Source organism: Duganella sp. (genome assembly GCF_039595735.1).
Taxonomy (GTDB): domain Bacteria; phylum Pseudomonadota; class Gammaproteobacteria; order Burkholderiales; family Burkholderiaceae_D; genus Rugamonas.
On the sequence record NZ_JBCNLB010000006.1, the window covers coordinates 198,095 to 216,030 of the forward strand.

The following is a 17,936-nucleotide window of genomic DNA, read 5'->3' on the forward strand; positions in this document are numbered from 1 at the left end:
GATATTAAATTGGCATAATTGTTATGTGAATGGTATTGATTTGTATCAATAACTTCACAGTTGTGCTGCTTTCGGCATCAAAAATCCTTTCTTTTGCATGGTCTGCGTGTAATATTAATTTATTACACGCAACGCCTTTCGGCCCGAGCGTGCCGTTTGGAGGAAGACCGTGGTTCAAGACGTTGCATCCGCAGCGCTAGCCGCCGACCGGGAGCCAGAAGCTCCGGGTCCCGGCTTGCCCATAGGCTTGGGCAAGCAAGCGGACGGCATTTACATCGATCTGAGCATGAGCAAATCGGCGCTGGTCGCCGCGGTTTCGCACGTCTTTCAGTCGGGCTGGTATTTCACCGGCCTCGATTATCCGGCGTTGATCAATGCGCTGTATGGCGTTGGGCCGGACCTCGGTGCGCAGCAGGCGATGCGCGTGGCCGATGATGTGCGCCTCTTTGACGGCAACCGGCTGGCGCTGTACAAGGCGCCCAAGATGAGTCTTTCCTACGCCGAGTACTATTTCCAGCAGTTGTACCAGGAAGAGATGACGCTGCCCGACGGCACCGTGATTCCGGAACGCCCGGTGTCTCTCGATATCGACGAATTCATTGCCGATATGTGGAACAAGGGTATCCGCTTTGGCATCGACGTGGCGGCGGTGAAGGCGGCCATGGCGTCCACCAAGCCCGAACGCATCACCTTTGCCACGGACCTGGAGCCGGAGAAGGGACAGGACGCCACCGTGGTCGAAGTCTCTTCCGATCTGCATCGCAGCGATGCTCCCAAGGCGCGTGCCGACGGCCGCATCGACCTGCAAAGCTTCCAGAACCGCTTCCCGCAGATCAAGGCCGACATGCGGCTGCTGAAAAAGCTGCCGGCGGTGCCCGGACTGCCGGGCTTTGATCTGGCGGGACGCAAGACCGACCCCGAGCCGCCCAAGGATCTGACGCTGCGCTTTCTGGCCGGCGAAGGTACGGAAGTCAAAATGTTTGAGGATGGCGAGTACCTGGTCTCTACGCGCGAAGGCTTCCTGAGCGTGGATTCCAAATCCAACCGCATTTCCATCACCGATAAAATCGTCAGCCTGGAAGGCGTGAGCGGCCGCACCACCGGCAACCTGCAACTGGCCGGCGCCTACGAAGAATATGGCGACGTGCAGGAGCAGCGCGAAGTCACCGGCAGCGACATCACGGTACACGGCAACGTCTACGGCAATATCAACTCGCGCGGCGGCACGGTGGTGCTGGACAAGAACCTGGTAAGCGGCAGCGTGCATAACGCCGCCGGCAATATCAATATCGCGGGCGTGGCGTCCAATTCGGTGATCTATGCCGCTAACGGCGCCGTCACCATCGAGCGCGCGGAGAACTGCGTCATCTCCGGCAGCAAGGTGAAAATAGGGGAAGCCTCCAACTGCGAGATCATCGGCGACGAAATCCTGATCGAGGTTGCCGAAGGCTGCGCGGTGGCGGGCCGCAACGTGGAAATGGAAAGCGCCGGCCCGCGCCGCCGTACCGAGATGGTGATCTACGTGCTGGTAAAGGACGTGACCCAGTTCGACCAGGAGATCGCGGAGCTGGACCAGCGCGTGGCCGCATTCGCCCAGGCCAACGAGGCCAGTCAGCAGGAGATCGATCGCCTGTCCACGCTGCCGGACGTGCGGCGCTATCTGGCCCTGGCGGCCAAGCTGCGCACCCAGGAGCTGGTGCTGACGCCGGAACAGGGGCAGCACCTGAAAAAGATCGCCGGCGCGGTGGCGGAAGAGATGAAGGCCCTGCAAAAGCTGCAGCAGGATTTGCAGGCCGGCCAGACGCAGTACAAGCTGCTGAGCGAGCGGCTGCTGCGCGTGATCGAGCAAAAGGTGGAGGCGGCCGGCATCGCCCGCTGCGGCCTGCACATGGTCAGCGGCGAGACCATGGTGCGCACCATGCCATTTGCCGCCGACACCGCGGCCCTGCGTCAGCTGCCGCCCAAGGATCTGAAGGCGCGCCTGCGCGGCACGCCCAGCGGCGGCGAGTTGTTGTTTGCCGATGCAGCTGGTTCGCTGGACTGGCACCTGAACCCGCGCCTGCGGCCTGCGTCCCCTTGAAGCGGCTGGCGCAAGCCCGGCGTAACATGCTAATCTTGGGCTAATATCAAAAAGTGAAGGGCACTGGCGCTGGCGGGCCAACCCGACGTACATCTTCCTGGGGATTGCACTGTGTCAGACGACGCTACGGCGCTGGAACAAACTGCGGAAGGCGATCTGCCTGCAGCGATCGTCAAGCGGGCGGACGGCATTTACTTTGCAGCCGATGCCTCTGCCGTGGCCTGTCTGTCGGCGGTCAGCCAGATTTTCCTCAGCAGTGCTTACTTTGCCGGCCTTGATTACGCGGTCTTCAGCAAGGTGCTGTACAACGTCGGCCCCGATCTGCCGGAACGTCTGCGCGACAAGCCGCTGCTGCGCTTTGCCGACAGCATAGAATCTTTCAATGCGGCGCGCCGCGCCCTGTACAAGACGGTCAAGATCATCAACGGCGAGGCCGAATACTATTTCGAGCCGGTGTTCTTTGAGGTGCCGGACCTGCCGCCGCAACCGGCCCGCCTGAACTTCGATGAATTCGTCTCCGACATGTGGGTCAAGGGCATCCGATTCGGCATCGATGCGCCTGCGGTGCGCGACGTGATTGCCACCGGGCGGCTGGCGCGCATCATCGTCGCCCGGCGCCTGAATGCCATGCCGGGCAAGGACGCTTCCATCGTGGAAGTGTCGCAGGATATCCATCGCAGCAATGCCCCCAAGGAGAAAGGCGATGGCCGGCTGGATTGGCAAACCTTCCAGAACCGCTTCCCGCAGGTGAAGCCCCACGTCAAGCTGCTGCGCAAGGTGCCGCGCACGCCGGGTGTGCGCGGTTTTGAGTTATCCGGCCTGGTGCTGGAGCCGCCGGTGCCCAAGGATATCGAGTTGACCAGCGTTGCCGGCGAGGGCACGGTGATCGAGAACCTGCGCGGCGGCGAGTTTCTGGTGTCCGCCGTTGAAGGCTTTCTTAGCGTGGACCCGGGCAGCAAGCGCCTGTCGATCGGCCCCAAGATCATCAGCCGCGAAGGCGTGAGTGCGCGCACCACCGGCAACCTGCAGCTGACCGGCGAGTACGAGGAATTTGGCGACGTGCAGGAGCAGCGCGTGGTGGAGGGCGGGAACATCACCATCCACGGCGACGTGTTCGGAAAGATTGTCTCGCGCGGCGGCGATATCGTATTGAGCAAGAACCTGATGGGCGGCAGCGCCACCAATGCCGACGGCGGGATCCGCGTGCAGGGCGTGGCCTCCGGCGCGTTGCTGCAGACCAGGCGCGGCGAGGTAGCGTTGGCGCGCGCGGAAAGCTGCATCATCTCCGGCGGCCGGGTGGTGATCGGGGAAGCCAGCAATTGCGAAATCATGGCGGACGAAGTGGTCATCAAGGTGGCCGAGGGCTGCGCCATCGCTGCCCGCAAGATCGAGATCGTGCACGCCGGGCCGCGCAAGCAGAATGAGATGCTGCTGTATGCGCTGGTGCCGGATACCGCGAAATTCGACAAGAAAATCGCTGAACTGCAGCCCAGGGTGCAGCACGCCGCGCGCGAAGCGGACCTGCGCAAAGCCGAGATGGATGCGATCACCAGCCAGACCGAGGTACGCAACTACCTGACGTTGGCCAACCGTGTGCGCAAACGCGAGGTGACGCTGACGCCGGAGCAGGAGACGCTGTTCCACAAGATGGCGGAAGCGGTCGGCCCGTCGCTGCGGCGGGTGGCCAAGATTTCGCTGGCGATGAAAGCGGCCCAGGCGCAGCAGGAGCAGGCGCAGGAAGAGGTCAACCAGGTGATCCGTCAGAAGAAGGCCATGCAGCGCGGCTCGCGTTGCGTGGTGGAGCTGCTGACCGGCGACGTGCTGCTGCGGACCATGAGCTTTGTGCCGGGCGAGCCGCCGCCGTACGACCGGCCGGCCAAGGAAGTGAAAGCCAAGGTGCGCACCGCCGCAACTGGCATGGCGGTGCTGCACAGCGGTCACGTGGGGCCGATCAACTGGGCGCCGTACGTCGAGGACTAGCGTCTAATCGCGGCGCAGCGCCGCCACCAGCGCGCGCGCGTAAGCGGGAAGGGCAGCTGCGTCGCGCACACAGATCAGCAGCTTGCGGTCGGCCCAATCATCGCTCAGCTTCACGATGCGCAGATCGTCCGGGTTGCGCCTGGCCGCCGCCTCGGGCAGGATGGCCAGGCCGGCGCCGCTGGCGGCCATGCGGCACACCGCTTCAAAGCTGCGCAGCCTGATCTTGCAGTGCAGCCGTCTTCCCAGTCGCGCTGCCTGCTCGGCCGCGTGCTGCTGCAGGGCGCTGTCGCCGGCCAGGCCGATGAAGTCATGTTCCAGCGCGTCGGCAAATGCCATGCGGCGCTTGTGGCCGAGCGCATGCGCCAGTGGATGGCTGCGCGCCATTACCAGCACCAGCGGGTCGTCGCGGAAAGGGAAGCTTTGCAGCGCCGCCCGATCCACCGCATCCGAGATGATGCCGATATCGGCGGCGCCGTCCGCCACAGCCTGCACGATTTCGCGGCTCAGGCGTTCCTCCAGATTGATGCTCAACTGCGGATGCGCCATCAGGAAGGCCGCCAGCGCGTCCGGCAGGAATTCCGTCATGGCCGAGGTGTTGCAGAGCAGGCGCACCTGCCCCTTCAGACCGGTGGCAAACTGCGCCAGGTCGGCCTGCATGTCATCCACCTGACGCAGGATGGTGCGCGCATGCTGCAACAGTGTGCGTCCGGCCTCGGTCGGCTCGGCGCCGCGACGGCCGCGTTGCAGCAGTGGTACATTCAGCGCGTCCTCCATGCCGCGCACGCGCGCGCTGGCCGATGGCAGGGCCAGATGCGCCAGCTGTGCACCAGCCGTAATGCTGCCGCTTTCGGCGATATGGATGAACAGCTTGAGGTCGGTCAAGTCGAAGCGCATAGCCTATGGTTTTTACGAAGTCTGCCTCAGTATATTCCAGATTTTCAGCGGCGCGCCTGTGCGGCACACTGGCCGGCATGGATACCTTGTTTATCGCATTTGTTTTCATGTTGGCCGGTCTGGTTAAAGGCGTGACGGGCATGGGCCTGCCAACGGTTGCGGTGGCCCTGCTGACGTTGCGCATGGCGCCGCTGGAGGCGGCGGCACTGCTGATTGTGCCTTCGGCTATCACGAATGTATGGCAACTGGCGGCGGGGCCGGCGCTGTACCCGTTATGGCTGCGCTTCCGCTGGCTGCTGCTGGCAGTATGCGCCGGCACCGCAAGCGCGCCGCTGCTGGGCGCCGCAGCATGGAGTGGTACTGTGCTTGGACTGGCGCTGCTGGGTTACGGCGTGCTGGGGCTGACCGGCTGGTGCATGCAGGTCGCGCCTTCCGTTGAACGCTGGAGCGGTCCGCTGGCAGGCGCAGCCACCGGCATCATGGCCGGCGTCACCGGTGTGTTTGTGATGCCGGTCGCGCCTTATCTGCAAGCGCTGGATCTGGAAAAGGATGATCTGATCCAGGCCATGGGCATGGCCTTCACCGTCTCCACGCTGGCGCTGGCGGCGATGCTGGCGGCGCGTGGCGAGTGGCATGCATCGGCCGCCGGCCAGTCGCTGCTGGCGCTGATGCCCGCCATCGCCGGCATGCAGTTGGGGCAGTGGCTGCGCGGCCGCATGCAACCGGCCGTGTTCCGGCGCTGCTTCTTTATCGCCTTGCTGGCGCTGGGCGCGCACCAGCTGCTTATAAAATAATCTTGCCGCGCAATTGCTTGCGTTCGCCGTCGCGCGCCTTGCCTTCCAGCCGGCGCCGCTGCGAACTCAATGTCGGCCTGGTGGCGCGGCGCACGGTGGGCAGCACGGCCACGCTGTCCACCATCTCCTGCAGCCGGCGCAAGGCGTCCTGCTTGTTGGCGCCGAGGCTGCGCGACTGCTGCGCTTTCATCACGATCACACCTTCGCGCGTGATGCGGCTGTCGCGCAATGCCAGCAGACGCTCCTTGATATGGTCGGGCAGCGAGGAAGCAGCGATGTCAAAGCGCACATGCACGGCGTTCGACACCTTGTTCACGTTTTGCCCGCCCGGTCCCTGGGCGCGGATGGCACTGAATTCCACTTCGTCTGGATTGATGATGTTCATGTGGCGATTGTAGCAAACACGCGCCACCCTTCCGGGAAGGTTGACGCTAGTCAACGCCCGGGGAAGGAGGCGCGGTTAGGATGGCACTTGCTGTTCTCCGAACGAAAGGATCATCATGTCTTCTTCGATAACGCAAGCCGCCACCGAGGCGCGCCAGTACCTGGTCTTCCGGCTGGGCGGTCTCGATTACGCCCTGGATTTCAACAAGGTGCAGGAGTTGCGGCCCTTGCAGGCGCTGGAGCGCTTTTCGTCGGACGGGGAAATCGTCAGCGGCGTGGTGGTCTCGCGCGGGGTGATCATGCCGATCGTTGACATGCGTATCGCTTTTGGTCCGCGTCCGCCGCAGCATGATCCGCTGACGGATGTGATCATCCTCAAGCTGTCCAGTTGCGTGATGGGGATGGTGGTGGATGGCGTGACGGACATCGTCGCGCTGAAGCCGGAGCAGATCGCGCCGATCGCCGGCGCCGGCGGCATCGATTACCTGGTCGGCCTGGTGGAAACGGAAGGGCGCCGCCTGATTGTGGTCGACATCGATAAGCTGATGTCGATCCGCAAAGTGCAGTTCGGCGCCCGGCAGGCTGCTTAGACGATGGCTTCCAGCTGCTCCTGCAGCTCCAGCCATTGGCCTTCCAGCTCGCCCAGGTCCTTGGTGAAGAAGGCCTGATCGGCCAGCAGCTGCTTCAACTTGGCCTTGTTGGCCGCATCGTAGATCGATTCCTCGCCCAGCTGGGCATCCACATCCGCTTTTTGCGCCGTGCGCTTGGCGATCTGCTCGTCCAGGCGCTTGATCTTTTGTTCGATCGGCTTGCGCAGCGCGGACAGGCGCTGACGGTCTTCCGCCTCCTTGCGCTTTTGCTCCTTGCTGTTGACGGCAGGCGCAGGCGCCGCGGCTTTCGGCGGCGCCACTGGCGATTGCACCGGGAAGGCGGTCTTGTTGTCCTTGCCCGCTGCCGGCAGCACGTCGGTGCCTTTACCCAGCTTGGTCTGGAACAGCCAGTCCTTGTAGTCATCCAGGTCGCCATCGAACGGCTGCAGCTTGCCATCCGCGACGATGATGAACTGGTCGGTGGTGGCGCGCAGCAGGTGGCGATCGTGCGATACCACCACCAGCGTGCCTTCGAACTGCGCCAGCGCTTCGGTCAGGGCTTCGCGGGTTTCCAGGTCCAGGTGGTTGGTTGGTTCGTCCAGCAGCAGCAGGTTGGGGCGCTGCCACACGATCAGGGCCAGCGCCAGACGCGCTTTCTCGCCGCCGGAGAACGGCGCGATCTTTTCGGTCACCATGGTCCCCGGGAAGTTGAAGCCGCCGAGGAAGTTGCGCAGTTCCTGCTCGCGCGTGGTCGGTGCAATCTTCATCAGGTGCCACAGCGGTGATTCGTCGTGGCGCAGCATCTCCACCTGGTGCTGGGCGAAGTAGCCGATGTTCAGGCCCTTGCCGGTGGTGGATTCGCCGGTCAGCGGTGCCAGCTCGCCGGCGATGGTCTTGATCAGCGTCGATTTACCGGCGCCGTTCACACCCAGCAGCCCGATACGCTGGCCGATCTGCAGCGAGAAGTTGATGCCGCGGACGATGGTTTTCTCGGTGACGTCGCCGGTTTTTTCGTCTTCGCTGCGGTAGCCGGCGTCCACATCCTCCATCACCAGCAGCGGATTCGGCGCGTTCAGCGGCTCGCGGAATTCAAAGGAGAATTCCGCGGCGGCGCGCAGGGGAGCCAGTTCTTCCATCTTGGCCAGCGCCTTCATGCGGCTCTGGGCCTGGCGGGCCTTGGATGCCTTGGCCTTGAAGCGTTCGATGAAGGACTCCAGGTGGGCGCGTTTGCGCTGCTGCTTTTCCAGCGCGCCGGCGGCCAGCGCCATCTGCGCTGCACGCTGGCGTTCAAACGCCGAGTAATTGCCCGAATAGCGTTTCAGCTTGCGCTCATCGATGTGCACGATGACGTTGACGATTTCGTCGAGGAAGTCGCGGTCGTGGGAGATGATGATCAGCGTGCCGGTATAGCGTTTCAGCCAGTCTTCCAGCCAGATGATGGCGTCCAGGTCCAGGTGGTTGGTTGGTTCGTCCAGCAGCAGCAGGTCGGAAGGGCACATCAGCGCCTGTGCCAGGTTCAAGCGCATGCGCCAGCCGCCGGAGAAGCTGGCCACCGGCTGCTGCATCTGGTCCAGCGAGAAGCCAAGGCCCAGCAGCAGTTGTTCGCCGCGCGACTGCACGGTGTAGGCGTCGGCATCAGCCAGCGCGCTGTAGATTTCACCGATGGCGATACCGTTTTCGGTGGATTCCGGTTCGGCTTCCAGGCGTTCGAGTTCGGCCTGCAGCTTGCGCAGGTTGACGTCGCCGTCAATCGCATAATCGAGGGCGGCGCGTTCCAGCGGCGGGGTTTCCTGCGCCACGTAAGCGACGCGCCACTTGGCCGGGAAATCGATATTGCCCTGGTCCGGGTGCAGCTCGCCGCGCATCATGGCGAACAGACTGGATTTGCCGGCGCCATTGGCGCCGATCAGACCAATCTTGTCGCCGGGGTTGAGTGTGACGTCGACTTGTTCCAGCAGCGGCTTCACGCCGCGCATCAGGCTAACTTGGGTAAAGCGAATCATGTTTAAATTTTGAGTTGGTCGGCCGTCAGCAGGAAGACCATGTCGTCGCCGTTGCTGGTGGTGAGCCAGGTGAGTCCCAGTTCGCCGAAAGCAGCTTCCGCGAATTCTTTTTCATTGCCGATTTCGACGATCAGCAGGCCGTCGTCGGTCAGGCGCTCCGCGGCGCCGGCCACGATACGGCGCACGATGTCCATGCCGTCCTTGCCGCCATCCAGCGCCAGTTCCGGCTCGGCGCGGTATTCCATCGGCAGCTTGCTCATCGAGGACGAGTTCACATACGGCGGATTGGTGATGATCAGGTCATATTTTTTGGCCGGCACGTTGGCGTACAGGTCGGACTGGATCAGCGTCAGGCGGTCTTCCAGCTCATAGGTGGCGACGTTGCGCCTGGCGACTTCCAGCGCGTCGGCCGAAATGTCCACCGCGTCGACCTGCGCATCCGGGAAGGCGTCCGCCATCATGATGGCGAGGCAGCCGGATCCCGTGCACAGTTCCAGGATGTTGGACACATTCTCAGGCTCGTTGACCCACGGCGCGAAGTATTCCGGAATCAGCTCCGCGATGAAGGAGCGCGGCACGATGGTGCGCTCGTCCACGTAGAACTTGTAGGTGCCCAGCCACGCTTCGTTGGTGATGTAGGCCGCCGGCACGCGTTCATTGACGCGGCGGTCCAGCACCGCCATCACCGACGCCACTTCTTCCGGCAGCAGCTTCGCATCCAGGAAAGGATCGAGGCGGTCCAGCGGCAGCTTGAGCGTATGCAGGATCAGGTAAGCTGCTTCGTCAAACGCTTCCGCGCTGCCGTGGCCGAAGAACAGCTGGGCGGTGTTGAAGCGGGTGACGGCATAGCGCAACAGGTCGCGCGGCGTGGTGAATGGAGTGGTGGTCATGATTTTTTATGTGAGCAGGTTTTCCAGCGTGCGGCGATAGATGTTCTTCAGCGGATCGACGAAACGCAGTTCGATATGCTCATCGATCTTGTGGATGCTGGCATTCGGGGGGCCGAATTCTATCACCTGAGGGCAGATCTGCGCGATAAAGCGGCCGTCCGAGGTGCCGCCGGTGGTCGACAGTTCGGTGTCCACGCCGGTTTCCGACTTGATGGCGGACGACAGCGCATCGCTCAGCGTGCCGCGCGGGGTCAGGAATGGCAGGCCGCTCAGGGCCCATTTCAGGTCGTAGTGCAGATTATGCTTGTCCAGGATGGCGTGCACGCGGCGCTTCAGGTCCTCGTGCGTGCTGGCGGTGGAGAAGCGGAAGTTGAAGTCGATGACCATCTCGCCCGGGATGACGTTGTTGGCGCCGGTGCCGGCGTGGATGTTCGACATCTGCCAGGAAGTCGGCAGGTAGTACTCGTTGCCGTGGTCCCAGACTTCGGCCGCCAGTTCGGCCAGGGCCGGCGCGCCCAGGTGGATCGGGTTCTTGGCCAGCTGAGGGTAGGCGATGTGGCCTTGCACGCCCTTGATGGTCAGTTTGCCCGACAGTGAGCCGCGGCGGCCGTTCTTGATCATGTCGCCCAGCGTTTCATCGGAGGTGGGTTCGCCGACGATGCAGTAGTCCAGCGTTTCGCCGCGCTCTTTCAGCATATTGCAGACGATGACCGTGCCGTCGGTGGCAGGACCTTCTTCATCGCTGGTGATGAGGAAGGCGATCGAGCCTTTGTGGTCGGCGTGTTTGGCGATGAACTCTTCGCAGGCCACCACAAAGGCGGCGATGGAGGTCTTCATGTCGGCCGCGCCGCGGCCATACAGCTTGCCGTCGCGGTGGGTCGGGGTGAAGGGCTGCGAGCGCCATTGTTCGACCGGGCCGGTGGGCACCACGTCGGTGTGGCCGGCGAATACCATCACCGGCGAAGTGGTGCCGCGGCGCGCCCAAAGATTGGTCACGCCATTCGATATGATGGTTTCGCAATTAAAGCCGAGAGGGGTCAGCAGGTCGATCAGGTGCTGCTGGCAGCCCTTGTCGTCTGGTGTGACGGAGGACAGGGAGATCAGCTTTTCGGTCAGCGCCAGGGTCTTGGAAGGAGTCATATCAGCTATTGAAGATTTGTTGGTACTGCGCCTCGGAGAAGCCGACCGAGAACGTGCCGCTCTTGTCCAGCACCGGGCGCTTGATCACGGAAGGATTTTCCAGCATCAGCGTGATGGCTGCTTCGTCGTCGACGATGGACGCCTTGCGTTCGTCGGACAGGGCGCGCCAGGTGGTGCCCTTGCGGTTCACCAGCACATCGCGCGACAGGTGCTTAAGCCAGCCGGCGACGATCTCGCGCGTCAGGCCGTGCTTTTTGAAGTCGTGAAAAACAAAATCCTGCTGCTGGTCGGCCAGCCAGGTGCGCGCTTTTTTGACGGTATCGCAGTTAGGGATGCCGTAGACGGTAATGGTCATGATAAGTCGGGAAAGTTAGACCCGGTAGGATACCACGCCACGCGACAGGGCCCATAGTTGTAACGTAGGAAACAAAAATACCGTTCCGCGCCCTATGTCGCCAATGGTGATAATTGGTTAGATTGGAAATGTATATAGTATGTCATTATTTCCGTGCAACATTCCTTTTATATTTTTGAAAGTGAAATATGAAATTTTTGGATTTGACGGTAAAAATGGCTGCGCAGACTCTTCTTTTATTTGGCGTTGCATGCAGCGCTCAAGCAAATCCCGGACAGTTCGTCGCCAAGCAATTTACGGAAGCTTTGGGGCGCGCACCGGATGCGGGCGGGTGGCAAACCCATATGAACTACATTGCTGCTAACGGATGCACACGCAGCACTTTGAATAGCATTTCGGACTCGATCTTTTCGAGTTCTGAATACGCAGCGCGGGGCTATGATAATTACGAGAAAGTGCTGACAGTGTATCGCGCGGTCGGCAGTCGAGAACCCGATCCAAGCGGCTTCAATTATTGGCTGACCTATTTAAACAATGGCAATAGTCTGGTATCGATGGTGGATTTTTTCTATCAGCAGATTGATGCCGCTACAGTCACCAAAATGTGCAGTACGCTGGGCTATGGCTGGGGCGTTGGCTCAACGCTGGATAACACCACGATTCCTGTTAAGGGTAGTGGCATTACTACGCTGGCCGCGCTAAAAACCGCATTGCAGAATGCCGTATCGGGAACAACGGTCTACTTAGCCCAACGCGCCGTCATCGCGACGAGCGAACAGATTCGCGTGCCATCGGGTGTGACTTTGGCAACCACTGGATTGCCGCCACAAAGCCAATACGCGAAGCAAGCGCGTATTGTTCGCACCAGTGCATTTGGCACTCAACCAGGTGATTCAGGTTTGGTGCACCTGCTGCCGGGTGCCAAGCTTCACTCGGTCTGGGTCAGCGGCCAAGGTCAGAATTTTAGTAGTGACTCCCAGAAAAACGACAAGGTCACTGTATTCATGCAGGGCGGTACTGGCACATTGGTGAGTAATTCCCGCATCGATAACGCATCTGGCTGGACGCAAGTCCTTGCTCATCATTTCGATGGGCTCGCCTGCTCCATGACTGTCACGAGCAACCTGCTGACCGGCTATGCAAACAATCATCAGGCGAAGTTGACCGATGGTATTTCGGGAAACTGCGAGAATCTTTCTATCAGCTACAACGATGTGGTTGATGCCAGCGATGTAGGGGTGATTCTGTTTGCTTCCTCTACTGCGGCAGGCCCGATGACTCAGGCCAGCCAAGTGCATCACAATACGGTGGTCTCGGCCGGCGTGCCCGCAATTGGCGCCCTGATGATGGATGCCCGTATCGCTTATGAGGTCGTCGGCACCCAGTCGTTTGCCGGCGCTTCCTTCAACAATAATACCTTCTTTGCGGCACCTGATAGCCATTTTGATATTGGACTGGTAGTAGGCAGCATCCCATCGTACGAGGAGTCCCCTGCGAACATGGCCAGCGGTGGCAGCTTTACCTCCAATACCACGGGTGGTATTGCCACGCCTATGCAAATCGGTATCTCCGTGGACGGCATGTGGAACGCGCAGGTATCGTCGAATACGGTGGTGCGTGCAGTCCCGTTGACTGCTTCTGGCACCAGCTTGCCGTTTAGTTTTACATGTGCCACGCCCGGTGCTATCGTCGTTCACCCAGTTCACGGGACCGGAACGATTCAAGGGCCGCAGATCAATGGTTCGAATCACAACTGCGCCAAGCACTGATCTTGATGAATGAGGCCTCGCCTGGCGTGGCCTTGCCGGCGTATTGCGCCAGATAGGCCGGCGCGCCACCAGCGTTGAATCTTTAAGGCTACCGAAGCGGGTGGTCAGATCGTGGCCACTTTCCAGCAGATTCACGGCGGCTGCCGCTGGTGGAAGCGTAAATTCTGGGGCGCCTATCGCGTGGCGCGTGGCGCCAGGATCGCCGCTGGCGGTTCGTTGACGCTGGTGCCGGGCTTTCAGGGGGCGCTTCCCAGTGAGACCTCCGTGCTGGAGGGCGCGATCAATGCCGCGCTGGAATCGCTGGCGCGCGGGCTGGCGCTGGAAATGTCGCCAGTGCGCGTGAATACAGTGTCGCCGGTGATGATTGTCACGCCATTGTGGTCCGGCATGAGCGATGAGGTGCACGTGGCCAAATTTGAAGCCGTACTGCGCGCCTGCTGGCGCAGCGCATGGGGCACCCGGTAGCCGGTCAACGCCATCGTCTACCTGGTCACTACGCCCTTGCCACCGGTTCCACCGTGCCGGTGGATGGCGGCGGCGCGATGGCCTGAGCGGAGCTTCTTTCGGCCTTCAACAGGTAGACCTTGTGCACGCCATCCTTGCCCTTGATGCTGACGCCGTCGCGCTCCTCGTAACTGAACAAATCCCTGGTCAGCGCGTAGGTTTGCGACGACACCTGGATGTAGCCTATCTTCCCGTGCGACTCCATGCGCGCGGCCATGTTCACCACATCGCCCCAGACATCGTAGACCTGGCGCGATTGGCCAATCGCGCCGGCGACGACGTCGCCGGATGAGATGCCGATGCGTAGCTCGATGCCATCGATATCGCGCACGATCGACATCAGCTTCTGACTGAACGCCACCAGCTTGCGCGCATGATCGGGGTCCGCCGCAGGTATCCCGGAAGCCACCATGAAAGCGTCGCCAATGGTTTTGATTTTGGTGAGGCCGAACTCCTCCACGCACTGGTCGAAACGCGCGAAGATATCCGACAGCATGGCCACCAGCACCTCCGGCGCCAGCTTTGCCGCCAGCGGCGTGAAGCCGGCGATGTCGGCAAACAGGATGGAGCAATTGGCGTGGCGCTCGGCGAAGGTCTGGCCGGTGGACAGCAAGCGTTCTGCGATACTTCGCGGGAACATGCCGCCGACAAGTTCGACGAAACGGTTGTGCGCCCGATGCAGCTGCGCTTCCATGCGATGAATGTCGCCAAAAAAGACATTCACCACGGCGTACAGCACACCCATGGCGATCACACTGTTGAACCATTCCCCCACCGCGCGGACGCTGGCGGGCAGCGCAAGTGCGGTGTCGAATGCAAAGTTGGTGCTGGAGAGCAGAGCCACGGTGAGCAGGCACAGGATCGGCAAGCTATGACGCAGCAAAGGCTGTTCATTCTTCAGCAAAAGAATCGAGCCGATCGCCTGCGGAATCAGGTATAGCTGGATGGAGCGCGGCACCGCCATGTCGGGAACGTCGACAAACAGCGCCATGCCCACCACGACCGTGTACAGGGCCGCATTCAGCAGCAGGGTGGTGGCGAGCAGCCGGCCGTCGCGCAGACACTTTAGCGCCGCAAAGCCGGCTGCCAGCAGGCAGAGGTCCATGGCCACCAGCGGCCAGTTGGCGTGCAGGCTGAAATAGGCGCACCAGATTAAACCCATTGCCACCAGCACCCAACTGGTGGTCAACAGGATCAGGCGCGATCGTCTTTCGTGCAGTGTGTGCTGATCCTGGAACTCCATGAACAGTGTCGCATTGTTGATTACGGCTGTCATGCGTTCCCCGGGGAGGGGTCAGGTGTTCAGCGTGAATTCGGTAAAGGAGGCTTCGCTGGCTGATGCGGGTTTGGCTTCTGGCTCGTCGGCTCTGGCCAGTTTGCTGTCCGGGCCATTATTCAGGAGCCACAGCAGGTTGGTGGCGGAGTCGGCGTTGGCCAGGGCTTCGTCCTGGCTGACCAGGCCATCCTGCACCAGCTTGAGCAAGGCTTGCTCGAACGATTGCGAGCCAGGCGACATGCTTTTTTCCATCGCTTCCTTGATCTGGCTGATTTCGCCTTTCTCGATCAGGTCCGCGATGTAGCGGGTGTTGACCATCACTTCCACCGCCGCCGAGCGCGTGCCGCCATTGACCGAGCGGACCAGCCGCTGCGAGACGATGGCCTTGATGGTGCTCGACAAATCCTGCAGCAGCGCCGCGCGGTTTTCGATCGGATAGAAGCTGATGATGCGGTTGAGCGCGTTGTAGCTGTTGTTGGCGTGCAGGGTGGCCAGCACCAGGTGGCCGGACTGCGCGTAGGCCAGCGCCGCCGCCATGGTTTCCTTGTCGCGGATCTCGCCAATCAGGATGCAGTCCGGCGCCTGGCGCATGGAGTTGCGCAGGGCGGTGTGGAAGTCCTTGGCGTCGCTGCCGATCTCGCGCTGGTTGACGATGGATTTCTTATTGCGGAACAGGTACTCGATCGGATCTTCCAGCGTCAGGATATGGCCGGAGCGCAGTTCGTTGCGGTGATCCAGCATCGAGGCGATGGTGGTCGATTTGCCGGAGCCGGTGGAACCCACCAGCAGCAGCAAACCGCGCTTTTCCATGATCAGGTCCGCCAGCGCCGGCGGCAGCTGCAAATCGGCCAGCAATGGAATCGTCGCGGGGACAAAACGGAAGACAGCGGAGATGGTGCCGCGCTGCTTGAACGCGGAAAGGCGGAAGCGTCCCAGATTCGGCACCGACACGCCCATGTTCAATTCATTGGTGCTTGCCAGTTCTTCCATCTGCTCCGGCGTGGCGATTTCCGCCAGCAGGGCATGGATGTTTTCCGGCTCCAGCTTTTGCTGGTTGATCGGGATGAGATTCCCGTTGATCTTGATGTGCACCGGAGAATTCACCGCGAAGAACATGTCCGACGCGTTCTTTTCCTTCATCAGTTGGAACAAGCGGTCCATGGCCATGGTGGTTCTCCGGTGTTTTACATCAGATTATACGCCGCGCAGCAGTTCGTTGATGCTGGTCTTGGAGCGGGTCTGCGCGTCCACGCGCTTGACGATCACCGCGCAGTACAGCGAGTACTTGCCATCGTCCGAAGGCAGCGAGCCCGAAACCACCACGGAGCCGGCAGGCACGCGGCCGTAGGTCACTTCGCCGGTGGCGCGGTCGTAGATCTTGGTCGACTGGCCGATGTACACGCCCATCGAAATTACCGAGTTCTCTTCCACGATCACACCTTCAACGATTTCCGAACGTGCGCCGATGAAGCAGTTGTCTTCGATGATGGTCGGATTGGCTTGCATAGGTTCCAGCACGCCGCCGATGCCGACGCCGCCCGACAGGTGGACGTTCTTGCCGATCTGCGCGCACGAACCGACGGTGGCCCAGGTATCGACCATCGCGCCTTCATCGACGTAGGCGCCGATGTTGACGTAGGAAGGCATCAGCACCACGTTCCTGGCGATGAAGGAACCACGGCGGGCAACCGCCGGCGGCACCACGCGGAAGCCGCCCTTGGCGAAATCGTCGGCGGTGTAGTTGGCGAACTTGGTCGGTACTTTATCGTAGAACTGCATGGTGCCGTCCGATGGCAGGACCACGTTGTTCTCCAGGCGGAACGACAGCAGCACGGCTTTCTTGACCCACTGGTTCACCACCCAGGTGCCGGTGGCTTTGTCGGCCACGCGGATGGTGCCTGCGTCCAGGCCGGCCAGCACGTGGTTGACGGCGTCGCGCAGCTCGGCGGAGCCGTTGGCCGGGTTGATGTTCGCGCGGTCTTCCCAGGCGGTTTCGATGATGTTCTGGAGTTGTTGGCTCATGATGGACTCGTAATGACTCGGTAATTTAAAGGGACTTGCAGAATTGGACGATGCGCTGTGCGGCTTCCAGGCCTTCCGCCGTTTCGGCGACCAGCGCCATGCGGATGCGGTTGCGGCCCGGATTAATGCCATGCGCTTCACGCGCCAGGTAGCTGCCCGGCAGTACGGTGACATTATATTCGGCGTACAGGCGCTGGGCGAACTCGGTGTCGGACAAGCCGGTACGGCTGACGTCCGCCCACAGATAGAAGCCGGCGTCCGGCAGTTCCACGTCCAGCACTTCCTTCAGCAAGGGCGTGATGGCGTTGAACTTGGCGCGGTATTGTTCGCGGTTTTCTTCGACATGGGTCTCGTCGTTCCACGCCGCGATCGACGCAGCTTGCACGGAGAGGCTCATGGCGCCGCCGTGATAGGTGCGGTACAACAGGAATTTCTTCAGGACGTCGGCATCGCCGGCGACGAAGCCGGAACGCATGCCCGGCACGTTGGAGCGCTTGGACAGGCTGCTGAACACGACCAGGCGCGCATATGGCTTGTCGATGGTGGCCAGGCCCAGCTGGTGGGCCGCTTCCATCGCGCCCAGCGGCGGTTGCTGGCCGTGGTAGATCTCGGAATAGCACTCGTCAGCGGCGATCACGAAGTTGTAGCGCTCCGACAGCGCAAACAGGTTTTCCCAGTCGGTCAGGGACAGCACGGCGCCGGTCGGATTGCCGGGCGAGCAGACGAACAGCAGCGCCACGCGCTGCCATACTTCTTCCGGAATGCTGTCGTAGTCGCAGCCGAAGTTGCGGGCCGGGTCGGAGTTGACGAAGTACGGCTCGGCGCCGGCCAGGTAGGCCGCGCCTTCGTAAATCTGATAGAACGGATTCGGGCTCACCACCAGTGATTTGGCGTCCTTGTCGATGACCGCCTGCGCCAGCGCGAACAGCGCCTCGCGCGAACCGTTCACCGGCAGCACCTGCGTGGCCGGATTCAGCTTCGGCAGGTTGTAGCGGCGCTCCAGCCAGCCGGCGATCGCGTTGCGCATCTCCGGCGAGCCGATGGTGGTGGGATAAACGGCCAGGCCGCCGAGATGATCGACCAGCGCCTGTTCAATGAATTTTGGCGTAGGATGCTTGGGTTCACCCATGCCCAGGCTAATGGCTTTATGCTGCGGGCTGGGAGTAACTTGCTCAAACAGCAGGCGCAGTTTTTCGAACGGGTAGGGGTGCAGCTTGTCGAGAAGTGGATTCATAGTCCTTGATTATAGCGCTTA

Annotated in this window: 14 protein-coding genes and 2 pseudogenes; 6 read left to right on the plus strand and 10 right to left on the minus strand. The window is 61.6% G+C overall.

Annotated features, from left to right (window positions below):
- Positions 1–235 precede the first annotated feature (235 nt).
- Positions 236–2,080: a FapA family protein gene (locus ABDW57_RS13930; RefSeq protein WP_343730783.1), complete on the plus strand. Its 1,845-nt coding sequence runs from the start codon at positions 236–238 to the stop codon at positions 2,078–2,080.
- Between the two features lie 111 nt (positions 2,081–2,191).
- Positions 2,192–4,060, plus strand: a complete 1,869-nt coding sequence (locus ABDW57_RS13935; protein WP_343730784.1) for a flagellar assembly protein A — start codon at positions 2,192–2,194, stop codon at positions 4,058–4,060.
- 3 nt (positions 4,061–4,063) lie between these two features.
- On the opposite strand, the gene ABDW57_RS13940 is transcribed toward ABDW57_RS13935, so the two are convergent.
- Complete coding sequence (locus tag ABDW57_RS13940; protein ID WP_343730785.1) at positions 4,064–4,954, minus strand: LysR substrate-binding domain-containing protein; 891 nt, start codon at positions 4,952–4,954, stop codon at positions 4,064–4,066.
- A 107-nt stretch (positions 4,955–5,061) separates the two neighbouring features.
- On the opposite strand from ABDW57_RS13940, the gene ABDW57_RS13945 reads away from it, so the two are divergent.
- Positions 5,062–5,748 carry a sulfite exporter TauE/SafE family protein gene (locus ABDW57_RS13945; RefSeq protein WP_343730786.1) on the plus strand — a complete coding sequence of 229 codons (687 nt, stop codon included), beginning with the start codon at positions 5,062–5,064 and terminating at the stop codon, positions 5,746–5,748.
- Here ABDW57_RS13945 and arfB read toward each other — a convergent pair.
- The gene (arfB, locus tag ABDW57_RS13950) at positions 5,738–6,133 is read right to left on the minus strand and encodes an alternative ribosome rescue aminoacyl-tRNA hydrolase ArfB (RefSeq protein WP_343730787.1); all 396 of its coding nucleotides are present in this window, start codon (positions 6,131–6,133) and stop codon (positions 5,738–5,740) included. The two genes, ABDW57_RS13945 and arfB, sit on opposite strands and share 11 nt — an antisense overlap.
- 115 nt (positions 6,134–6,248) lie before the next feature.
- Between arfB and ABDW57_RS13955 the strand changes: the two genes are divergently transcribed.
- On the plus strand, positions 6,249–6,722 hold the full coding sequence (locus tag ABDW57_RS13955; protein WP_343730788.1) for a chemotaxis protein CheW: 474 nt from the start codon (positions 6,249–6,251) through the stop codon (positions 6,720–6,722).
- Here ABDW57_RS13955 and ABDW57_RS13960 read toward each other — a convergent pair.
- The 4 genes from ABDW57_RS13960 to ABDW57_RS13975 are packed head-to-tail and all read right to left on the minus strand — an operon-like array spanning position 6,719 to position 11,110.
- Positions 6,719–8,725, minus strand: coding sequence for an ATP-binding cassette domain-containing protein (locus tag ABDW57_RS13960; RefSeq protein WP_343730789.1), 2,007 nt, complete (start codon positions 8,723–8,725; stop codon positions 6,719–6,721). The two genes, ABDW57_RS13955 and ABDW57_RS13960, sit on opposite strands and share 4 nt — an antisense overlap.
- Before the next feature lie 2 nt (positions 8,726–8,727).
- On the minus strand, positions 8,728–9,615 hold the full coding sequence (prmB, locus tag ABDW57_RS13965; protein ID WP_343730790.1) for a 50S ribosomal protein L3 N(5)-glutamine methyltransferase: 888 nt from the start codon (positions 9,613–9,615) through the stop codon (positions 8,728–8,730).
- Positions 9,616–9,621: 6 nt separating this feature from the next.
- The gene (gene dapE, locus ABDW57_RS13970; protein WP_343730791.1) at positions 9,622–10,755 is read right to left on the minus strand and encodes a succinyl-diaminopimelate desuccinylase; all 1,134 of its coding nucleotides are present in this window, start codon (positions 10,753–10,755) and stop codon (positions 9,622–9,624) included.
- A gap of 1 nt (position 10,756) precedes the next feature.
- A complete protein-coding gene (locus ABDW57_RS13975) occupies positions 10,757–11,110 on the minus strand; it encodes an ArsC family reductase (RefSeq protein ID WP_343730792.1) in 354 nt (117 codons plus the stop codon).
- Between the two features lie 188 nt (positions 11,111–11,298).
- On the opposite strand from ABDW57_RS13975, the gene ABDW57_RS13980 reads away from it, so the two are divergent.
- A complete protein-coding gene (locus tag ABDW57_RS13980) occupies positions 11,299–12,879 on the plus strand; it encodes a DUF4214 domain-containing protein (RefSeq protein ID WP_343730793.1) in 1,581 nt (526 codons plus the stop codon).
- A gap of 134 nt (positions 12,880–13,013) precedes the next feature.
- Positions 13,014–13,430: pseudogene (locus ABDW57_RS13985) on the plus strand (SDR family oxidoreductase); the annotation flags it as partial.
- A 35-nt stretch (positions 13,431–13,465) separates the two neighbouring features.
- Here the strand turns inward: ABDW57_RS13985 and ABDW57_RS13990 are convergent.
- The 4 genes and pseudogenes from ABDW57_RS13990 to dapC all read right to left on the minus strand — a co-directional run.
- Positions 13,466–14,659 (minus strand): annotated as a pseudogene (locus ABDW57_RS13990) (adenylate/guanylate cyclase domain-containing protein); the annotation flags it as partial.
- Positions 14,660–14,677: 18 nt separating this feature from the next.
- Positions 14,678–15,826 (minus strand): PilT/PilU family type 4a pilus ATPase, encoded by a 1,149-nt coding sequence (locus ABDW57_RS13995; RefSeq protein WP_343730794.1) that lies wholly within the window; start codon positions 15,824–15,826, stop codon positions 14,678–14,680.
- A 27-nt stretch (positions 15,827–15,853) separates the two neighbouring features.
- Entirely contained in the window at positions 15,854–16,681 is an 828-nt protein-coding gene (dapD, locus tag ABDW57_RS14000; protein ID WP_343730795.1) for a 2,3,4,5-tetrahydropyridine-2,6-dicarboxylate N-succinyltransferase, read from the minus strand.
- Positions 16,682–16,706: 25 nt separating this feature from the next.
- Positions 16,707–17,915: a succinyldiaminopimelate transaminase gene (gene dapC, locus ABDW57_RS14005; protein WP_343730796.1), complete on the minus strand. Its 1,209-nt coding sequence runs from the start codon at positions 17,913–17,915 to the stop codon at positions 16,707–16,709.
- Positions 17,916–17,936 lie beyond the last annotated feature (21 nt).